This window comes from Alteromonas sp. 4NH20-0056, assembly GCF_057539655.1.
Genome location: NZ_BAAJLS010000001.1, coordinates 380,844 through 402,235 on the forward strand (window position 1 = coordinate 380,844; position 21,392 = coordinate 402,235).

The window sequence follows — 21,392 nt, forward strand, 5'->3', positions numbered from 1 at the left end:
TTATGCTTTATCTTATAACGACAGGGCTGTGTGATGAAAAGAAACCGAGTGATGAAAAAAGGGATCAAATTGAAGAACAACAATAGACGACGTTTAATGCTCAAAAAGATGCATCAGAAAGTACTCCAACGCAGAAAACTTTTTGTGACCAGTGATATGTTCACGCAATTGACACGCAACAGCTAACCCTTTCTAGCTTGCTTCGCTTTTTTAATCTCTTCCCTTCGCCTTTTAAAAAAGGCTGATATTTTTTCTGCGCATTGCTCTGACAATACGTCAGCAGTAACGTCGATATGATGATTAAGTGCAGGATGCTGAAGAAGGTTCATTATCGAACCTGCCGCTCCGGTTTTAGCATCACGCGCGCCAAACACAACACGTCCGACTCTGGCATGAACTAGCATACCAGCACACATTGAACATGGCTCTAGCGTGACATAGAGTGTTGTGTCGATGATACGGTAATTACCCAATTTTTTTGCCGCGCGACGAACGGCTTGCATTTCGGCATGGGCTGATGGGTCATTGTCGATTATTGGGGTATTCCACCCCTCTCCGATAACTTCTCCGTTGTAAACAACACAAGCGCCCACCGGTACTTCCCCGGCCGCTTCGGCATGCTCAGCGAGCATTAGTGCATGCTCCATCCAGCGGATATCTTCGTCCGTCGATGTAATTTGGTGAGTATGTTCAATCATTGGTCAAATTGGCCATTGCATGAGTTAATTTTGTTATTGTGAATGTAGCAGTCAATATAAATCCACTTCAACCTGCTGAAAAATATGATTTTTATATTTTGGCAGAACTTTTGCAAACATAACATTATAAATATTAATACTAACGTGTTGTGACATATTTATTTGCACTTTATCACTATGGCTATGTGCTACGATTATGTATAGTCAGTCAAGTATGCTCAATATGTGAACACAGATATAGGAGAAGCGTTAAGCTTCACTCGCTTCTCTATCGCAAACATCTCTAAAAAAGAGGGACTTAACTATGAACACAACCGCTATTGCTATTGTCGCCATTGTTGCTTGGGCCATTGTTTCTATTGTCGATAGAGCAAAAGATAAAAGTACCAAGAAGGTATCGACCAAAGAAAGAGAGAGTTACCAAGCTGATATTGCAGCGCTGAAGGAACGGGTATCTGTACTGGAAAAAATTGTGACAGACGAAAAATACGACCTAAAGCGTCAGTTTGCTGATTTAGAAAAAGACAAAGTTGCCTAATCACCCCTGACACGTTTTTATATGGCTATCGCTTATGGTCGGCACTTTCGCAATTGCCCAAAAGTGCCATCATCCGCGCTATCGCTAATGTGAATTAACTATCTTCGAGTAATCGGCGCTCTGCCCGTTCCACGCGTCTTGGTTTGCCTGCAATAACTAACACATCATGAGGTTGTAGTACTGCCTCTAAATCTGGGTCAATCAGTTCTTTGCCATTTCGCCTCAGCCCCTTGACTGAAACTCTTAGTCTTGCAAAATCGATGTCTTTAATTTTTTTGCCAATACATGATGCGTGAGACGATAAAACCACTGCATGAATAAACTCTAGTTTGTCTTCAGTCCCATACGTTATCTCCGTGGTTTCTCCTGGATAAAAACCGTGAAGGTGATCATATCTCCCTTTTCTCTCTGCCCTTACCCGTTTCAATATTCTCGACATGGGAACGCCGGCATAGTGGAGAACTTGGGAAATAAGCATCAAACTGCCTTCTTGTAACTCAGGCACAACCTGATTAGCCCCCGCGTTGTACAGCCCTTCTAAGTGGTAGTCACGCTTTGTTCGAACCATCACATCCACATCAGGCTTAATTTGATGTGTTTGAGTAATGACCTGTTTCGCCTTTTCGGTTTCATCAAACGTCACAAGAATTAGGCTTGCCTTAGACACTTGAGCAGAATCCAAAATGTCACGTTGGCTAGCATCGCCAAACAGCACCGGCTCCCCCGCGTTTCGACTCTCGTGTACACGAACGGGATCCATATCAATAGCAATAAAGTGAATCCCCTCCATCTTAAGCATGCGAGCCACCGACTGACCTACTCGACCGAATCCGCAGATAACCACATGTTTAGCTAAGCTTGACGTGTCCAGTGGGATTTCTTCAACCAGTGCATCAGTGCTATTGCTAACCAGGTAGCGGGCAATCTTTACGCTGTTTTCCATCAACCAAGGCGTGAGGGCCATACTGATAACCCCCATACTTACAATGATAGAAGACTGCTCCGAGGTTAACACGCCATACTGTGTCGCCAAGGCGGCGATAACAAAACTGAATTCACCAATTTGACAAAGTTTAACACCCGCCGACCACCCGTCGACTGCATCAGTTTTAACCAGCAGTGATGCTAGCCTTACTAACACTATTTTAACGACCATCAGTGCAACCACGCCGACGCAGATAACAAAGAGGTTATCCCACAGTGCATGCAGGTTTAGCTGCATACCAACCGTCACGAAAAATAGTCCCATTAAAATATCTCTGAACGGCCTAATATCGGCTTCCAATTGATATTTATACTGACTTTCGCCAAGCATCATACCTGCTAAAAATGCCCCTAATGCCATCGACAACCCAAAGTAGTAGGTTATGCCGCCAGCAAGCAATGCCACCAATATAGTCGTTAGTACGAATAACTCATCTGTACGAGTCCTTGCTACTTCTCTGAAAAGCCATGGTAGTAACCACTTACCAACTGACATCAAAAATGCGATGACAACAATACCTTTTAATAAGGCCTGCCCTAGCGCTAGTGCAATACTCGTGTCGCCACTGCTTGAAAGTAATGGAATGGCGATTAGGAAAGGCACAACTGCCAAATCTTGAAATAAGAGAATACTGATTGCTAGCTGTGTTCGCCTGTTATTTAAAATCCCCATTTCTGTTGCCTGCTTAATGACAATTGCAGTAGAGCTAAGCGCTAAGGTGCCGCCGATAATAATGGAGGCGGATAGGGACAAACCGAAAAAATAAGGTACGAGCGTGAAAACGAACGTTGTGGTGATCATTTGTCCGGCTCCTACGCCGAACACTAGAGACCTCATGGCAAGCAGTTTGGGAAGTGAAAACTCAAGTCCAAGTGAGAAAAGCAAAAAGACAATGCCAACTTCAGCAAGAAGATGCATCTCTTGCGGGTGATCGAACAGTACTAAAATCTGTGGACCTGCCAAAATTCCGGCGAATAAATAGGCCAAAACAGGCGGCAAGTGAAGCCTTTTGAACACGGCAACACAGCACACCGCAATCGTCATTAACGCAATAATAGATACAAACCCCGTTCCCAAAAGCTCACTCCCTATTTTTGTAAAAACGCTTATTTATAAACAATATAATAGACGTATTGCTCTGGCTTGCTTCAGAAAACACCCAATTAACTTTATTTAAGCTCCACGTTTAATTGAACCTCATAGCGCTACATCGCTCCACATCTTACATTTTCTGGCACATTGTTTGCTTTATCTTGAGTATTCCATGTCAAAGCGCCTGATTACGGCAAATATTGCCGCCTTATTTACATATAGCGCCATGCCTTTGACGACAATTTACACACGCGTAGCATAATACTGCGCAGAGGGGGTTAGTGTGGACTTATCGACAGTAATTTACGATAGCACGCAACACAACAGTTTTTATCCGCCATCAAGCGTAGAGCATGTGATGACAGCAAGTGACATTACGGCATTTGTCGGTCAATTACTATCGACCATTGAACTTGAAGAACTTGGGTCAATCTACTTTCAGGCTGTTAAAAAGTATCTCCCTTTAGAAGGCCTAAGCCTTACTGATTTCGACGCTCGCCTACTCTATGGCGATGCAAAAATATCAGCGATTCAAATTGAACGACCACTAAAACAAGACGTCTGTAAAAGTAACGATGCTTCAAAAGCGTATTACTTTTTTAATCGGACTTTGAGTATTTCTCAAAAAGATATTCTTGACCAATTGCATTGCTTATTTGAAAAACAGGTTGTCCATGCACTGTCTTTTCGACTTATGCATCAGATGGCGACGAAAGATATGCTCACAGGGCTTGGAAACAGAGCTGGTTTTGATAGTGCATTATCTCGCGCAATCGCATGGTCACACCGTCACCAAGAGACGTTCGCTTTATTAGTGATTGATCTGGATAACTTCAAAGCAGTTAACGACTCATTCGGTCACCGTGAAGGTGATAAAGTACTTATGAATGTCGCATCTCAGCTTACTCATGTACTGCGCGATGAAGATGAACTATTCAGGTTTGGTGGTGACGAGTTCTGTTGTGTCTTGGATTGTCAGACACAGCAACAACTAGAATGTGCTGCGCTGCGTATTAAGGCAGCTATCAATAGTTCTGCGTATTTATCACGGATGGGCGTGTCTTGCAGCCTAGGCGGCGCAGTCTATCGCGAGGGTGAGTCTGTAGCGTCAATTTTTGACCGGGCTGATAACGCGTTGTACCAAGTAAAGCAGTCGGGAAAAAATAACTATTATGCCGCATAGGGCAAACTATTGCCCTATTCATGGTAATCCACTAACGCTAATTAATAGTTATTGCTAAACCTGAAGGCGCCGTAGTCAACTCAATGACATGAGAAGAAAATACGAGCGCAGCTGGCACCTTATCATTATAGATAACCCCTATTTTCGGTCGTTCCCACACTGGAATCTTCCATTGTTTAAACCAATGCTTTAAAGGCTTTGAAACCCCTGCTCCTTTCGGTTTAACTTTGTCCGCCCTAATATTAGTTTTTAAACACAAAGACAGTGTATCTTGTCCCTCGTAATGCGCTGTTATCGTATTTCCGAGCCACGTTAGCGTAGTTGATGTATTAAGCTGAAGAGGCAAGGTAGAGGGAATATGTTCACTTCGAGTAATTAACCAATAAATCGCGCCATCATGCCGTGCAACCTTACCCCAAGGGAAAAACACTTCAGGCTTTGCATCCTGTCTGGCAACTAGCATTTTGGTAATCTCACCAAGCTGCGCAAATGATGGATATTGCACACCGTGCTTTTCGAACCATCCTCGTATAATAGCGCGTTGCCATTTGTCATCGAATGTTTGTAAGGCAGAAATACTTAATTTATCAGCATCGATAGTACACATCTGCAAACGCTCTTGCGTAATGTCGTGCATTAATTCGGTTTGCTCTGCACATAACGCTGCACTTCGAGCTACGGTTTTAAAAAGCTGGGGCCATTTTTGGTTAAGCATAGGAAGTATGTCGTTACGTAAAAAATTACGCTCGAAGGAATTATCAGCGTTAGATTCATCTTCAATCCAGTGCAGTCGACGCTCACTCGCTTCTTTAACTATTTCAGGTTTGTCGATAGACAATAACGGCCTAAGCGTAAGAATATTATTTCGCCATTGTAGTCCCGCCATCCCACTTAGACCTTGTGGGCCTGCTCCGCGTTTAAGCTGAAGCAAAACGGTTTCAATTTGATCTTGTGCATGTTGTCCAAGACACAACACGCCATTGTGAGTCTGACAAAATTCATCCAATGCACTGTAACGTGCCTTTCGCGCTTGTGCCTCAACACTCATGCGCGCAGCTCTTTCTACATGCACCTTAATTTCATAAAAAGGAACATCCAAAAAATCACAGGAAACACGGCAATGCCTCGCCCACGAGTCAGCATTATCACTTAACCCATGGTTGACATACACCGCTGCTATAGGGCGGTTATTCTCCTCGCAATAAGCATGCACCGCATGCAGCAGCAGCGTTGAATCGATGCCACCACTGTAAGCGACTACGAGAGGAGACGAAGCGCTTACAGCACGTAAGGATGACGCTAAAACACTGCCAACATGCGCAAAAATTTTTGACACTAGGAGACTCAAGCCTTATTTAGCAATAACCAAACGACATCAATCTTTGATAACGTTCATCCATAAGATTCGACGTATCGAGACCTTTTAGCTGGCTGAGTTGCTGCTTAAGCACTGCTTTTAAATTTGCTGCCATGCCATTGTGATCGCGATGTGCCCCGCCTAACGGTTCTTCAACAATACTGTTGATTAAGCCAAGTTCTTTGATTTGACCCGCACTCACCCCCATCGCTTCTGCTGCCAAAGGTGCTTTTTCTGCACTTTTCCACAGAATTGACGCGCACCCTTCAGGAGAGATTACTGAGTAGGTTGAATACTGAAGCATGTTAACGCGATCGCCAACACCAATGGCCAATGCGCCACCAGAGCCACCTTCACCGATAACGGTACAGATAATAGGCACCGTTAACTCGGCCATTTCAAATAGGTTTTTCGCGATCGCTTCACTCTGTCCACGTTCTTCTGCGCCTACACCTGGATAAGCGCCTGGGGTGTCGATGAAGGTAATGATGGGCAGACTGAATCGTTCCGCCATTTTCATGAGACGCAGCGCTTTACGATATCCTTCGGGTTTAGGCATACCGAAGTTTCGTTTTATTTTCTCGTTGGTATCGCGCCCTTTTTGATGGCCGATAACCATTACAGGCTGGTCATCAAGCATAGCTGGACCACCCACAATGGCTTTATCATCAGCAAATGCGCGGTCTCCCGCTAGATCATCAAATTCAGTAAAAATGCGGGGAATATAATCTAATGTATAAGGTCGCATAGGATGACGTGCCAGTTGCGACACTTGCCACGCTCCTAAGTCTGAAAATATTTTCTTGGTAAGGTCAGCACTTTTCGTTCGTAGTTTATTGATTTCTTCCTCAATACCTACATCGAACTCGCCACCTTGATTAACTAACCTTAGCTCTTCAATTTTTGCTTCTAATTCGGCTATAGGCTGTTCAAAGTCCAAAAACTGTATACTCATTTCATGTCCTATTCTTACTGCGTTTGTTAATGCAAACGCTAGATGTCCAATCTATCTAACTCTCACCATTAATGGTAGAGAATTGAAACGGCTTTTTCTCCCAAACACTGTTTGAGATCGTGTAAAAGCTGATCTTCAGGCGTGACATACCATTTGGCACCGCACGCTATCACGGCTTCTGCATCTGGGTGTGTCACCACCAGTTGAACTGGGCAACTTCCGCCGTTAAAGTTCTGTAAGATAGATTGCATTTGACCAATTTTAGTCGGTTCAAGCGACTGGGTATCTACATTTAAGGCCAGCGCTCTCGCATTTTTTTCTCGTGCTTGAACAATGTCCATCACATCACGGGCGGTGATTGTATTGCCCCCAGAGAAATCATCAAAGCTGACCTGTCCCTTTATAAGCAAAATTCTATCTGTTTCTAACACACTTTCGAACTGTTCGAACATATCGGGGAAAAAACGTACGTCTATTCTGGCACTCTTATCGTCAAGTGTCACAATTGCCCATCGCTTACCCCGTTTATTCATCATTACTCTTACCCCTAACACCAAACCAACAGCACTTGCCATTTGGTCTTTTCCTGTAGGTTTCAAGTCGACTAAGCGACCGTCAGTGTAATGACGAATTTCTAGGGCATATTGATTAATAGGGTGACCGGTTAGATAGAGTCCCAATGTATCTTTTTCGCCTTCTAACCAGACTTTTTCTGGCCAGCGAGGGACATCGGCGAACGCTTGCTCGACTTCATCGGGCTCAGTGGTTAATAAACCAAACATATCCGACTGTCCAAACGACTCTGCTTTAGCATGTTGACCCGCTGCGGCAAGTGCCTCTGGTAACGTGGCCATTAACGTAGCGCGGTGCGGGCCCAAATTATCCATTGCACCGGATAAAACAAGTTTTTCTAACACACGTTTGTTTACGCGTTTGATATCAAGTTTGGCACAGAAGTCGAATAAATCTTTAAAAGCACCTTGTGTCTCACGCGCTTCTATAATGGCCTCAATAGGACCTTCACCGACACCTTTAATAGCACCAATTCCGTAGACAATACGTCCTTCGCTATCAACGGTAAATTTGTACTTACCCTTATTGAGATCAGGCGGTAATATCTCTATTCCCATCCGTTCACATTCATCGACTAACGTCACAATCTTATCGGTGTTGTCCATGTCCGCTGACATTACTGCAGCCATAAACTCAGCAGGATAATGAACTTTCAACCATAACGTTTGGTACGACACTAATGCGTAGGCCGCAGAGTGAGACTTGTTAAAACCGTACCCTGCAAATTTCTCCACGAGGTCGAATATTTTCATTGCTAGATCAGGGTCGATATTATTGTTTTTCGAACCTTCTGCGAAGGCGCCTCGCTGCTTAGCCATTTCTTCCGGTTTTTTCTTACCCATGGCGCGACGAAGTAAGTCTGCTCCACCTAATGAATACCCAGCCATTTCCTGGGCAATCTGCATAACTTGTTCTTGGTATAGAATAATGCCGTAAGTAGGCTCTAAAATTTCCTGAAGACATTCGTGCTGGTATTCTGCATCAGGATAAGAGATAGCTTCACGACCATGTTTTCGGTCGATAAAGTTATCTACCATTCCCGACTGTAAAGGACCCGGTCTAAAAAGTGCTACCAGTGCGATAATGTCCTCAAAACAATCTGGTTTCAGCCGTTTTATCAACTCTTTCATACCGCGAGATTCCAACTGGAATACGGCAGTCGTTTCAGAGTTTTGTAGAACACGGAAACTTCTCGGGTCTTCTAATGGGATTGACGTAATATCAATATCAACGCCCTTCCCTTCCTTAACCATATCAATCGCCCACTGGATAATGGTAAGGGTACGTAATCCTAAGAAGTCAAACTTTACAAGCCCAGCAGTTTCCACATCGTTTTTGTCAAACTGCGTAACGGGATTCTTGCCCTCATCATCGCAATAGAGCGGCGAAAAGTCAGTGATGGTAGTTGGCGCAATAACAACACCACCGGCATGCTTGCCTGCGTTTCGTGTTACGCCTTCAAGGATCCGCGCCATATCAATAAGGTCTTTTACTTCCTCATCGTCTTGGTATATCTCTGGTAACCGCGGTTCTGCAATGAACGCTTTTTCAAGTGTCATACCGGGGTCTGGGGGGATCAACTTTGAAATGCGATCGACAAAGCCATATGGATGACCTAATACTCGACCTACATCGCGTACCACCGCTTTGGCGGCCATTGTTCCAAAAGTAATAATCTGCGACACCGCTTGTCGCCCATACAACTCGGCAACATGGTCAATCACTTCATCTCGTCTATCCATACAAAAGTCGACGTCAAAATCGGGCATCGAAACACGTTCTGGGTTTAAGAATCGCTCAAATAGCAAGTCAAATTCTAATGGATCAAGATCCGTGATGCTAAGTGCATACGCAACCAAAGAACCTGCACCTGAGCCTCGCCCCGGTCCAACAGGAATACCGTTATCCTTACTCCATTGGATAAATTCCATAACGATCAAGAAGTAACCTGGGAATCCCATTTGATTAATTACTTCGAGTTCGATGCGAAGGCGATCATCATACTCTGGGCGCTTTTCTTTTCTTTCTGCCTCATCGGGAAAAAGAAATTCAAGACGCGCTTCTAGACCTTCTTCCGATACTTTTACTAAAAAGTCTTCGGTTGTCATGCCACCAGTAGGGAATTGAGGTAGAAAGTATTCTCCAAGTCTTACCGTTACATTACATCGTTTTGCAATTTCAACGGTGTTCTCAATGGCTTCTGGAATATCGCTGAAAAGCTCCACCATTTCTTCAGCACTACGTAGATATTGCTGTTCACTGTATCGCTTAGGGCGACGGCTATCCTCCAAGGTGTAGCCATCATGAATACATACTCGAATTTCGTGGGCATCAAACCCCTCTTTATTGATAAAACAGACTTCATTCGTTGCAACAACCGGAAGCCCGTGTTGCTCTGCAAGCGCGATAGCTCTGTGAAGGTAGTCTTCTTCGCTAGCTCTTCCTGTACGGACAAGCTCAAGATAAAAGCGATCGGCGAAATGCGTGGTATAAAACGCCAATGAAGCATCAAGTATTTTGCTGTTGTTTTTAGTCAGCCCAACGCCTACATCGCCATTAAGACCACCTGAAAGTACGATTACGCCTTCTGAATGCTCAGCTAACCATTCTTGATCGATGACTGCACGGTGGGCGAGCTGGCCACGTAAATAAGCCTTTGAAATAAGAATAGTGATATTCTTATAGCCTTCGTTATTCATTGCAAGCAACGTTAGCCTGAACGGCTCATCGCCAAAAACCTCATTAGTAACCCAAAAATCTGTGCCAATAATTGGTTTAATGCCAAGGTTGTGCGCTTCAGAGTAGAATTTAACCAACCCACACATGTTCATTTGGTCGGTAATCGCAACCGCGGGCATGCCGTACTCGGCTACTTTACCTAAAATGGGCTTAACCTTGTTAAGCCCATCCATCATTGAATAGTCGCTGTGTACACGAAGGTGAATAAAGGGCGAGGACATAGCGTTATTTCTCTTCTAGTAGTGCCTTGACTGGTTTGAAACTCTTGCGGTAACAATCAAGCACGCCAAATTCAGCGAGTGCCTCAAAGTGCGCTTTAGTCGGGTAGCCTTTGTGTCCAGCAAAATTATACTGTGGGTAGGCTTCATGGAGCGTTAGCATGTCATTATCTCGCTCGACTTTGGCAATGATCGATGCCGCAGAAATCTCGGTATGCAAGCTATCCCCTTTGACAACAGCTTCTGCCGCATAATGCCAAACAGGCAGCCGATTGCCATCTACGCGAACAAAGTCTGGTTGAACCTTTAGACCTTCAACAGCCCTTGTCATAGCAAGCATGGTCGCATAAAGAATATTAAGCTTATCGATTTCCTGAGGCGACGCTCTACCAATACTCCAACACAACGCCTTTTGCTTTATTTCTTCTGACAAAATATTACGCTTTTTTTCGCTAAGTTTTTTTGAGTCGGTTAACCCTTCAATGGGGTTATCGGGGTCAAGTATGACCGCAGCGGTGACGACATCGCCAACTAGAGGGCCGCGCCCTACCTCATCAACTCCAGCAATTAATTTATGCAAACAACTCCTCCAGTACAGCCTTTGCTGCCGTTTTATCAGCGTTGCATTTTAACGTATGGTGGAGCGCTGTAAAACGAGAAATCAACGCTGAATTGTCTTGTTCGAACAAATCGAGTAGCTGCTTGCTCATATTATCTGCGTTTACGTCGTCTTGCAGTAACTCAGGTATTATCTGCTCATCAGCAAGCAAGTTTGGTAATGTAAAGTACGGGGCTTTATATAACCGCTGCATTATTTTGTACGTTAACGGTGACAGCTTGTAGGCTGCAACCATTGGACGTTTGCATAGCATTGCCTCTAACGTCGCAGTGCCAGATGCGAGCAAAATCACATCACTGGCAATCATCGCACCTCTTGCAGTACCTTGCGTTACAATAATCGGAAGTCGTCTCTGGGCATGACTAGAAGCGCTAATAATAGCCTCTATTTGCTGTAACCGATGTTCATTTACAGCAGGTACAACAAACTGAATATCCGGGCGTTTTACATGTATTTTTTCTATAGTCTCAAGAAAGACTGGAAGCAGTGTTTCCACTTCTTTGCGACGTGAGCCTGGCAAAACAGCGAGTACGGGTTTATCCACCACTAGCTTTAGTGCTTCGCGTGCTGCAAATTGGTTAGGTACGATATCGATACTATCGGCCATTGTGTGCCCAACAAATGTATAAGGCACCTGATACTTGTCGTAGACCTTCTGTTCAAAAGGAAATAGACCAAGAACACGATTCACTGACTTAGCGATATTATGAATACGTTTTTCGCGCCACGCCCATATGGTTGGGCTAACATAGTGAATAGTTTTAATGCCGCGTGCTTTGAGCGTTTTTTCGATGCGTAGATTAAAATCAGGCGCATCAATACCGACAAATATATCAGGAGGATGTTTTTCAAAATGAGCAAGCAATTGCTTTTTAACACCTAAAATAGCGGGAAGATGTTTAAGCACTTCAACTAACCCCATCACCGACAAGGTTTCCATATCATACAGGCTTTTAAAACCTTCAGCCTGCATACTTGGACCACCAATACCCTCAATTATTGCATCAGGGTATTGGCGCTTTAATTCTGCCACTATTCCCGCAGCAAGCACATCGCCGGAGGGCTCTCCGGCAACCATGCCAATCCTAATAGGCGCAGCCATATTAGCGTATGATACCCCGCGTGGCTTCGCTTAAAAACGTAATCATTTGAGTCACCGATTCGCTATTGGACGCAGACTGAGTAAGTTTTTCTATTGCTTGCTCGACAGTGTTACCTTCGCGATAAATCGTTTTATAGGCGCGTTTGATAGCCATTACATCGTCTTTATCAAAGCCTCGACGCTTGAGGCCTTCAGAGTTTATCCCCTGAGGCATGTTTTTAGTGCCGCTAACCATCACAAAAGGCGGCACATCGCGAAGAATAATACCCCCTGCGCCGAGAAACGCATGCGCGCCAATTTTGCAGAACTGATGAACGCCTACCGCGCCGCCAACAATAACGAAATCGTCTATATGAACATGACCAGCGATGGCCACGTTATTTGCCAGAATAATATCATTGCCAAGTACACAATCGTGCGCAACGTGTGCATTCACCATCAATAAACATCGAGAGCCTATAACGGTAATACTGTTGTCTTGAATGGTGCCTCTGTGAACAGTGACGCCTTCACGAAATTCGTTATCATCACCGATAACCAATTCTGTTCGTTCACCAGCATATTTTTTATCTTGGCAGTCTTCTCCGATAGAGGAAAACTGATAGAACTTATTATTTTTACCAATACGCGTGGGCCCACGAACAACGACATGCGACTTTAAAATACAGCCATCACCTATAGTGACATGGTCGTCAACGACACAAAAAGGCCCTATCGTGACATTTTCGCCAATAGTCGCACTATCTGAAATTACCGCGGTAGGATGAATCACGTTATGCTATCTCTCTCATTGCACACATAAACTCTGCAGTACATGCAACGTCACCGTTAACACTTGCAGTGCCTTTGAACTTCCAAATTCCTCTACGCTCTTTTACCAAGCATACATCGAAATCTAATTTATCGCCTGGAACAACAGGACGTTTGAAACGGGCGTTGTCTATTCCAGCGTATAAATATAACTTATCACTCTGGCCCATCGTTTTAAAGCCGAGAACACCGGCAGCCTGTGCTAATGCTTCAAGGATTAACACACCGGGGAAAATAGGCTGTCCTGGAAAATGCCCTGTAAAACAAGGTTCATTGATAGTGATATTTTTATATGCTTTGATTGATTCACCCAGAACGTAATCTGTCACCCTGTCCACCAACAAGAATGGATACCTGTGTGGCAACAATGACATTATTTCCTGAATTTCAATAGTATTGAGTGAATTGGCCAAAAACTTTCTCCTAATTACAAGCATGACCTACTGCTAGTCGTACTCGCCGTGTAAATAATAAAACGGCGGCAACCATACGCTGTTCGGCGCGAAAAACAAATCAGACCAACACCTTTCGGATATTGGTCTGACATTTATACCAGTACAAAAGTGGTACTACGCCTTGTACTACCTACTTTTTTGGCAATTAGTTCGCTTTGCTAACTTGCTGTAATACTTGCTCAGACAAGTCGTGCTCTTCTTTAGCAAACGCAACAGCGCCAGCATTAAGAACAACATCGTAACCTTCTTTCGCTGCTACAGAATCAATAGCCTGCTTTATTAGACCAAGAAGCTTATTACGCTCCTCGTTGCTACGACGCTGGATGTTTTGCTGTAAAGGTTGACCTTTTGTCGTAAGCTGTTCGCGTACGTTAAGGATCTTTTGCTCAAGATCTTTTTTCTCAGATTCGCTCATCGTAGCCGCATCGCGCTGTAGACGTTCAGCGAAGAACTGACCATCACGTTGAAGTTGATTCACTTCTTCTAGCTGGTCTTTAAACTCCATTTGTATAGCGTTCTGTATTTCGGCCGCTTGAGGCATTGCTTGAAATACACCTTGAACATCGACAACCGCAAGCTTTTGTTCTGCCATTACTGAAGTGCTTACTAACGCACTGCCCAACATTGCACCTGCAACGATATGTTTAACCAACTGTTTCAAAAGGAACTCCTTTTTATATCTTTTTTTCAGGCACACGCGTTAGCGATGTGCCGCTATTAGTATTTTAGAAAGTCTGACCGATATTGAACGTGAAGAATCTTGCATCATCACCATCTCGGTCTTGAATCGCTCTAGAGAAACTGAAAACCATCGGCCCCATCGGAGAAACCCATTGTACCGAAATACCAGCGGAACTACGATATAGGCTCCAGTCAGAATAGTCCAATAGTGTCCCATCTTGGGTATTGGGCTGCGTTAGACTGCGATACTTATCATAATCGAACTCAGTATCCCACACGTTACCCACATCTACAAATAGACTTGTTCGTACCGAGTTATCCATGTCCTCTTCAACAAATGGAGTCGGTACGATTAACTCTATTCCACCAAGCGCCATCGCGTTCCCGCCTAAACTTCTTCGTGAGATAGCAATCTGATCATTTGATGGATCAATAGGATAGACGACGCCGCCCGGTCCCGTTATATTTCCACCTGATTGGCGAATTACACCACGCGGACCAACCGTGTTGTTTTCAAACCCACGTAACGAATCTGCACCACCGGCCGTAAAGTTTTCGGTAAAGGGAAGTATTTGCTCGTTACCATTGATGTCGCCGTAACCGTTACCATAGCCTACACGAATTCGTGCCAAGAACGACCAACGTTGATTTTGAGATAGCGGGAAATACCACTTACCGTCAAATACAGATTTAAAGAAATTAACATCTGAATTTGGTGTGGTTACGCTAAATGATGCACGCTGTGAAGAGCCTGCCGTTGGGAACAAACCACGGTTTAAGGTACTTCTACTCCAAGCGACACTCGCTTGAAAGCTGTCATATTTTACTGCCGCATCAGGGTCGCTTCCGTCTAAGAACTGGCTGTAAAACTGCTCTGTTTGTTCATAGAAACCACGATTGAACAGCTCAACATTGCTGTACGTTAGACCAAAGTTAATACGGTTAAACTCATTAATAGGATAACCAATATTAGCGCCTACCGACCACTGCTTCGAGTTGTACTGGATAACGTTAAAGTCAGAACCATCAAACTCACTGTAACCAATACTGCCTCCCAAACTGATACCGTCGATGGTAAAGAATGGGTCGTTATAGGTGATTTGCGCAGAACGTTGATAAGATACAGTGCTTAAGTTAAGACCGACGCGCTTACCTGTACCCAAGAAGTTATCTTGCTGAATACCCGCGTTCAAACTTAGCTTAGTCCGGTCTCCATAACCAATACCTGCGTTAAACGAGCCTGATGGCTGCTCTTTAACGTTAAAGTCGATATCAACCTTGTCCTCTGATCCAGGGATACGGATAGTCTCAAACTCTACCTCTTCCATATAGGTGAGGCGAGAAAGCTGGTTCTTAGATGACTCAAGTAGATTGTTGGAAAGCCATGTACCTTCCATTTGGCTAACATTTTGACGTAATACTTCGTCAGCAGTAACAATGTTTCCGTTAAACTTAATGCGATTTACGTAGATACGCTTACCTGGGTCAACGCTTAAGGTAAGCTTTACGGTTTTATCATCATCATTGATATCAGGAACCGTAGTAACGGTAGGATACGCATAGCCGAAACGGCCTAGGTATTTACTGATAAACTCTTCGGTATAGGTTACTTCAGCTTGGTTATACAGTTCACCTGGCGTAAGCGGAAGCACACGCTCAATGTAATCTTCATACCCGAGTACATCGCCGACTAATTCAACTTCTGAAATAGTGTACTGCTCGCCTTCAGTCACATTCATGGCAATATAAATACCAGACTTTTCAGGCGTCATTGAAACCTGTGTCGAATCTACATTGAAACGTAAATAACCTCTATTTAAATAGAAGTTACGCATGGTTTCCATATCACCTTGGAGTGTTTGCTGCTGATAACGAGTCTCGGAAAGAAAATCCCACCACGGCGTGTCGTATTGCAGCTCGAATGTTTCCATCAACTCTTTATCAGAGAAAATGTTGTTACCGACGATATTAATTTGCTGAATTTCGGCAGCATCGCCCTCTTCAAAAAGAAGCTTCAAATCAACACGATTTCGCGGAAGCGGTGTAACAATGGCTGTGACGTCTGCATTGTATTTACCAATACTGTAAAAGAAGTCTTTCAGTCCGTTTTCGATAGACGTCAGTACCGTCTTATCCAAAGGCTCGCCAAGTCTTACGCCATTTCCGTCGAGACTTTCCTGTAGCTGCTCGTCTTTAATATCATCATTTCCTTCGAAAATGATGTTACTAATCGTGGGACGCTCCGCTACACGAACGACAAGAACATTACCGTCTCGTAAAATTTCTACATTTTCAAAGTGCGTGGATGAATACAAAGAACGAATGAGCTGTGTCACTCGAAAAGTATTTAACTCGTCACCAACCTGCACCGGTAAATAAGTTAACGCTGCACCAAGTGCGACACGTTGCAACCCTTCAACCCGAATATCTTCAACGACAAACTTACTGTTTTGTGTCGCAGCGTTGGCTAAGCTAGCACTGGAAAGAATAACTCCGGCTGCTACTAACTGTTTTAACTTCATCTAATTTTCTTTTCCTGGCCGCGTTTTGTATTTGCTGTTTTATTATTCCTGATAATCATCAGGTTATGCGCGCAATATCGTTCATGATGGCAATACCCATTATTGCAAATAGAAGCATTCCACCGATTCTGAACCCCCACTCTTGTGCCGCTTCCGGTACAGGCTTTCCGGTTATCCACTCGATGGTAAAAAACATCAAGTGCCCACCGTCTAGCATGGGTAAGGGTAATAAATTTATGATGCCCAGATTCACGCTAATTAGTGCAAGAAAGCTAAGGAAATAAGCAAGCCCATATCCCGCGCTTGTTCCCGCGCCTTGTGCAATAGAAATGGGGCCGCTTAAATTCTTAACCGAGACATCACCAGTCAAGAGCTTGCCAATCATTTCTACGCTCAGCGTCATCAGACGCCATGTTTTATCTATCGCCTTTGCAAAGGCGTCAACCACACCATATTGATGGGTAAAAACGTACCCATCAGGCCACGGTTCAAACATCGGACTAACACCTAAGTATCCCGTTTGCCCTTCTGCCGTATCGCGGCGCGCTATCGTTGCACGCACCGGCTGCTGTTGTCCATCCCTTTCAATGGTGAACGAAACAGACTCACCTGGACTATCAACAATGATGTCGACTAACGCTTGCCACGAAACAATGGTGTCACCATTGAATTCGAGAAGCTTATCTCCGTTTCGAAGTCCCGCTTGTTCTGCTGCACTTCCCTCTGAGACAAAACCTATAATAAGCGTAGGTTTTGGTCTAAAAGGCATAATCCCTAAACTGCTTAAAGGAGACTCGCTATCTGGGTCAAAGTTCCAATTACCTAGTGTAAAAGTCACTTCTTTTAGTGAGTCATCCGCCTTCTTTAGCGTTAATTTGGCATTTTCATGACCGATATACGACACTAATTCTAAATTTACGGCTTCCCAATCGGGCGTACTTCTATCGCCTACCTGGATGATTTCATCACCAGGTAATAGCCCGCCTTGGGCGGCTATACTATCAGCTTTTATATCTTGAACAATTGGACGAACCGTTTGTAGGCCAACTAAAAACATTAACCACAAGGCAAAAACGGCAAAGATAAAATTGACCATTGGTCCAGCGACAATAATCGCCATACGTTGAAGAACAGGCTTGTTGTTAAATGCTTTATTCTCTAATTGCGGAGGAACATCGTCGACACGGCCATCTAACATTCTTACATAGCCACCTAGAGGGATAAGCGCGATAACGTATTCTGTTCCCGATTTACCCATTTTTCGCCAAATAGGTTTTCCAAAACCAATGGAAAAACGCTCTACCTGAACCCCACAGCGACGCGCCACATAGAAATGTCCCCACTCATGCACGGCGACAAGTATCCCTAAGGCAACAATAAACGAGCCTAAGCTCCATAAAAAACCTAACATGCTACCTTAACCTTAATAACAGACTCAGCAGCGTTTCTCGCTAATTCGTCTTGCTCTACTATTTGTTGAATTGAGGTAACGTCGACAACGGACATAGCGTTAAGCGTTGCCTCGTTAACGTAAGCAATATCACAAAACTCGATATTACCTTTAAGAAAATGTGACACCGCGATTTCGTTAGCAGCATTAAGCCACGTTGTAGCAGCTTGCCCCGCTCTGCATGCGTCTATCGCCAATTTCAAATTTGGATAACGTTCAAAACACGGCGTATGAAAACTGAAGTCTTTCATATCAGAAAAATCGAGCGGCTTAACACCTGCATCAATACGAGAAGGATGGGCTAAACCATACGCAATGGGCGTACGCATATCTGGATTGCCTAATTGGGCGATCACAGACCCATCAACGTATTGCACCATAGAATGAATAATGCTTTGCGGATGAATAACCACGTCTATATCGTCTGCAGTTGCACCAAACAACCAACACGCTTCAATAAACTCTAACCCTTTATTCATCATTGTCGCTGAGTCGATAGTTATCTTTCGCCCCATTGACCAGTTAGGGTGCGTGCTAGCTTCGTCAATGGTGATATTCCCAAACGATGAAAGCGCTCTTTCTCGAAACGGACCACCAGAGCCGGTAAGTAGTATCTTACTGATACCTGACTTTGCTAACTGGCCATACTCAAAATCAGAAGGCAAGCACTGAAATATTGCATTATGCTCGCTATCGATAGGTAAAAGCTCTGCGCCACTTTGGTTCGCCGCTTCAATAAACAGGGCGCCAGACATTACCAACGCTTCTTTGTTCGCCAGCAACACTTTTTTACCCGCTTTTACTGCAGCCAACGTTGGCAACAACCCTGCCGCACCAACAATAGCAGCCATCACGGCATCGACCTCAGGCGCACTCGCCACTTCTTCCAATGCCTTAGCGCCGCATAAAATCTCTGCGGTTACCTGATATTGCTTAGCATAATCGCATGCCGCAGCATAATGCGAGTCGTCAGCTAATACCACATAACGAGGCGTACACTTTTGCGCTTGCTTTATCAGCTCTTCTATTTGGGAATTACCGGTAATAGCGAATACACGATAATGCGCAGGGTGACGAAGGATAACGTCTAACGTGCTACAACCAATTGACCCCGTAGCACCTAAAATAGTAACCGTCTGCATTACGCCATCCACGTCACATAGCAAAAGGCAAACACCGGAAATGCAGCGGTTAAGCTGTCTATACGGTCAAGCACACCGCCATGCCCTGGCAGGATTTTCCCACTGTCTTTTATACCCGCACAGCGCTTTAACATGCTTTCATTTAAGTCGCCCAAGGCAGACACCGCAACCGTCACCCCGCCTATAGCAAGGTGAAGCCAAATGCGAGAGGGCTCAACTTGGTAATGCAACGCTGCAAAAGCGATAATGGCAAATGAAGCTGCAATACCACCTAGTAAGCCTTCTAGGCTTTTCCCCGGTGATACGTTGGGTCGCAGCTTATGACGTCCAAATTTTACACCAACAAAAAATGCGCCAATATCGGCGGCCCATACAATACCTAACACATAGAAAATCAACGATGCGCCATAAAATGGGTCAACATCATGCAGACTAGTACGAAGCGCAATAACCGCCACCCACGTTGGAATAAGGGTTAACGCCCCAAAAATCGTGCGTACTATTTTGCTATCGCGCCAGACTTTTGAATACTTCGGATAAGCGAGGACCATTGCAAGCGACAATAACCACCAGATAACGGCAACCGTTAATATAAATCGGTAAAGGCCGTGCAACTGGCCTTGATACCAAATAATGCTGGCATCAACTATCGTTGATAAACCAATACAAATGGCGAAGGCTGCCACCATAAAAACGAGTTTTTTAGGACGTGCAGTAACGCCCGCCATTGCAGCCCACTCATAGGCACCGATACCGACGACGCCGGCAATGGCAATTTCAAACCAAAAAATCGGAAGGAACAAAATGGCGTATAGCGCTAATGGCGCCAATATTAATGCAGTAATTATTCGTTGTTTTAGCATAATTGGCTCTTGGCTCCTGTCATCAGGTGGGCCCTGATAATCATTTGCATAGGATTAGTTACCATCTGTATTTACTTGTTCACCAGTTAAGCCAAATCGGCGCTGTCGAACATTAAAATCATTAACGGCAAGTTGAAATACCTCTTCGTCGAAGTCCGGCCACAGCACATCAGTAAAATAAAGCTCTGCGTAAGCGCATTGCCAAAGCAAAAAGTTGCTGATGCGATGCTCACCACCGGTACGTATGAGAAGATCTAACTCTGGAAGGTTGTGTGTAGAAGTGTATTGATTGAATATTGATTCCGTTATGTCGTCAGGGGATAACGAGCCGTCTTTCACACTGATAGCGACCTGTTTTGCTGCATTAACAATGTCCCATCTACCGCCATAATTTGCAGCGATATTTAAAACAAGTTCATTGTTTTCCGCTGTCATTGCTTCAGCTTTGCGTATTTTTTCAACAAGCTTATTATCAAACGCATTTACATCACCAATAACTTGCAAGCGGACTCCATTTTTATGCAGACGTTTTGCCTCGCTGTTTAACACCAGGTTAAACAATTCCATAAGGACACTAACTTCTTCCTCAGGGCGCTTCCAATTTTCGCTTGAAAATGCAAACAACGTAAGTGACTGAATGTTAGCTTTTCTCGCAAATCGAACCACAGCACGAACGGACTCTACGCCCGCCTTATGCCCAAAGGTTCGAATCTTCCCTTTCTTTTGCGCCCATCGCCCGTTGCCATCCATAATAATGGCAACATGTTGAGGGCCAAGCTGTGCGCTTGGCTTCTCTTCACTTTTAGCTTTGGTTGCGCTAAACCGCTTCCCAATCATAATAATTAACTATACTTCCATTAATTCTTTTTCTTTGTCAGCAAGCATGCTGTCAACTTTCTTGATGAAATCATTGGTAGTAGATTGGATGTTTTCTTCTGCCGCGCGGCTTTCATCTTCACTGATTTCTTTTTCTTTTAGCAAGTCCTTAATATCGCTGTTCGCGTCTCTTCTGATATTACGAATCGCCACTCGACCGCCCTCGGCTTCGTTACGAACAACACGAATAAGATCTTTACGGCGCTCTTCGGTAAGAGGCGGTAATGGGATACGGATAGACCCGCCTGCACTCATCGGGTTCAAGCCGAGATCAGACTGCATAATCGCCTTTTCAACCGCTTGAATAGCGCTCTTATCAAAAACGGTCAGTGCTAATGTTCGGCTATCTTCGGCAATAACGTTAGCCACTTGCTTAAGTGGTGTGTCAGTACCGTAGTAAGGGACCATGATACCATCTAATAGGCTCGGGTGTGCACGACCAGTACGAATCTTACTGAACTGCCCTTTCAATGCAGTGATACTTTTTTCCATGCGCTCCTGCGCATCCAATTCAATTTCATCAATCACGATTTT

The 21,392-nt window shown here is 44.3% G+C and carries 18 protein-coding genes; 2 read left to right on the forward strand and 16 right to left on the reverse strand.

Annotated features, from left to right (window positions below; translation table 11 throughout):
* Positions 1-182: 182 nt before the first annotated feature.
* Positions 183-698, reverse strand: coding sequence for a tRNA adenosine(34) deaminase TadA (gene tadA / locus AC27EZ_RS01755; protein ID WP_487133656.1), 516 nt, complete (start codon positions 696-698; stop codon positions 183-185).
* 304 nt (positions 699-1,002) lie between these two features.
* Between tadA and AC27EZ_RS01760 the strand changes: the two genes are divergently transcribed.
* Positions 1,003-1,236: a hypothetical protein gene (locus AC27EZ_RS01760; protein ID WP_487133657.1), complete on the forward strand. Its 234-nt coding sequence runs from the start codon at positions 1,003-1,005 to the stop codon at positions 1,234-1,236.
* A gap of 94 nt (positions 1,237-1,330) precedes the next feature.
* On the opposite strand, the gene AC27EZ_RS01765 is transcribed toward AC27EZ_RS01760, so the two are convergent.
* On the reverse strand, positions 1,331-3,265 hold the full coding sequence (locus AC27EZ_RS01765; protein ID WP_487133989.1) for a monovalent cation:proton antiporter family protein: 1,935 nt from the start codon (positions 3,263-3,265) through the stop codon (positions 1,331-1,333).
* A gap of 331 nt (positions 3,266-3,596) precedes the next feature.
* Here AC27EZ_RS01765 and AC27EZ_RS01770 point away from each other — a divergent pair, with 331 nt between their 5' ends.
* Positions 3,597-4,496: a GGDEF domain-containing protein gene (locus tag AC27EZ_RS01770; RefSeq protein ID WP_487133658.1), complete on the forward strand. Its 900-nt coding sequence runs from the start codon at positions 3,597-3,599 to the stop codon at positions 4,494-4,496.
* 37 nt (positions 4,497-4,533) lie between these two features.
* Here the strand turns inward: AC27EZ_RS01770 and tilS are convergent, their stop codons facing one another.
* The 14 genes from tilS to frr all read right to left on the reverse strand — a co-directional run bounded on the left by tilS (position 4,534) and on the right by frr (position 21,386).
* The gene (gene tilS / locus AC27EZ_RS01775; protein WP_487133659.1) at positions 4,534-5,832 is read right to left on the reverse strand and encodes a tRNA lysidine(34) synthetase TilS; all 1,299 of its coding nucleotides are present in this window, start codon (positions 5,830-5,832) and stop codon (positions 4,534-4,536) included.
* A 19-nt stretch (positions 5,833-5,851) separates the two neighbouring features.
* A complete protein-coding gene (accA, locus tag AC27EZ_RS01780) occupies positions 5,852-6,808 on the reverse strand; it encodes an acetyl-CoA carboxylase carboxyl transferase subunit alpha (protein ID WP_421133834.1) in 957 nt (318 codons plus the stop codon).
* 68 nt (positions 6,809-6,876) lie between these two features.
* The gene (gene dnaE, locus AC27EZ_RS01785; RefSeq protein ID WP_487133660.1) at positions 6,877-10,341 is read right to left on the reverse strand and encodes a DNA polymerase III subunit alpha; all 3,465 of its coding nucleotides are present in this window, start codon (positions 10,339-10,341) and stop codon (positions 6,877-6,879) included.
* A 4-nt stretch (positions 10,342-10,345) separates the two neighbouring features.
* Positions 10,346-10,918: a ribonuclease HII gene (gene rnhB / locus AC27EZ_RS01790; protein ID WP_487133661.1), complete on the reverse strand. Its 573-nt coding sequence runs from the start codon at positions 10,916-10,918 to the stop codon at positions 10,346-10,348.
* The gene (gene lpxB / locus AC27EZ_RS01795) at positions 10,911-12,059 is read right to left on the reverse strand and encodes a lipid-A-disaccharide synthase (RefSeq protein ID WP_487133662.1); all 1,149 of its coding nucleotides are present in this window, start codon (positions 12,057-12,059) and stop codon (positions 10,911-10,913) included. Before lpxB ends, rnhB begins: the two co-directional genes overlap by 8 nt.
* 1 nt (position 12,060) lies before the next feature.
* Positions 12,061-12,831, reverse strand: coding sequence for an acyl-ACP--UDP-N-acetylglucosamine O-acyltransferase (gene lpxA / locus AC27EZ_RS01800; protein WP_487133663.1), 771 nt, complete (start codon positions 12,829-12,831; stop codon positions 12,061-12,063).
* A gap of 1 nt (position 12,832) precedes the next feature.
* Entirely contained in the window at positions 12,833-13,282 is a 450-nt protein-coding gene (gene fabZ, locus AC27EZ_RS01805; RefSeq protein ID WP_421133829.1) for a 3-hydroxyacyl-ACP dehydratase FabZ, read from the reverse strand.
* A gap of 187 nt (positions 13,283-13,469) precedes the next feature.
* Complete coding sequence (locus AC27EZ_RS01810) at positions 13,470-13,985, reverse strand: OmpH family outer membrane protein (protein WP_487133664.1); 516 nt, start codon at positions 13,983-13,985, stop codon at positions 13,470-13,472.
* Between the two features lie 64 nt (positions 13,986-14,049).
* Entirely contained in the window at positions 14,050-16,527 is a 2,478-nt protein-coding gene (bamA, locus tag AC27EZ_RS01815; RefSeq protein WP_487133665.1) for an outer membrane protein assembly factor BamA, read from the reverse strand.
* Between the two features lie 58 nt (positions 16,528-16,585).
* Positions 16,586-17,938 carry a sigma E protease regulator RseP gene (gene rseP / locus AC27EZ_RS01820; protein WP_487133666.1) on the reverse strand — a complete coding sequence of 451 codons (1,353 nt, stop codon included), beginning with the start codon at positions 17,936-17,938 and terminating at the stop codon, positions 16,586-16,588.
* Positions 17,932-19,119, reverse strand: coding sequence for a 1-deoxy-D-xylulose-5-phosphate reductoisomerase (gene ispC, locus AC27EZ_RS01825; RefSeq protein WP_487133667.1), 1,188 nt, complete (start codon positions 19,117-19,119; stop codon positions 17,932-17,934). The genes rseP and ispC overlap by 7 nt, the downstream gene beginning before the upstream one ends.
* Positions 19,119-19,982 carry a phosphatidate cytidylyltransferase gene (locus AC27EZ_RS01830; protein ID WP_487133668.1) on the reverse strand — a complete coding sequence of 288 codons (864 nt, stop codon included), beginning with the start codon at positions 19,980-19,982 and terminating at the stop codon, positions 19,119-19,121. The genes ispC and AC27EZ_RS01830 overlap by 1 nt, the downstream gene beginning before the upstream one ends.
* A 54-nt stretch (positions 19,983-20,036) precedes the next feature.
* Positions 20,037-20,819: a polyprenyl diphosphate synthase gene (gene uppS / locus AC27EZ_RS01835; RefSeq protein WP_487133669.1), complete on the reverse strand. Its 783-nt coding sequence runs from the start codon at positions 20,817-20,819 to the stop codon at positions 20,037-20,039.
* A gap of 9 nt (positions 20,820-20,828) precedes the next feature.
* Positions 20,829-21,386: a ribosome recycling factor gene (gene frr / locus AC27EZ_RS01840; protein ID WP_487133670.1), complete on the reverse strand. Its 558-nt coding sequence runs from the start codon at positions 21,384-21,386 to the stop codon at positions 20,829-20,831.
* Positions 21,387-21,392 lie beyond the last annotated feature (6 nt).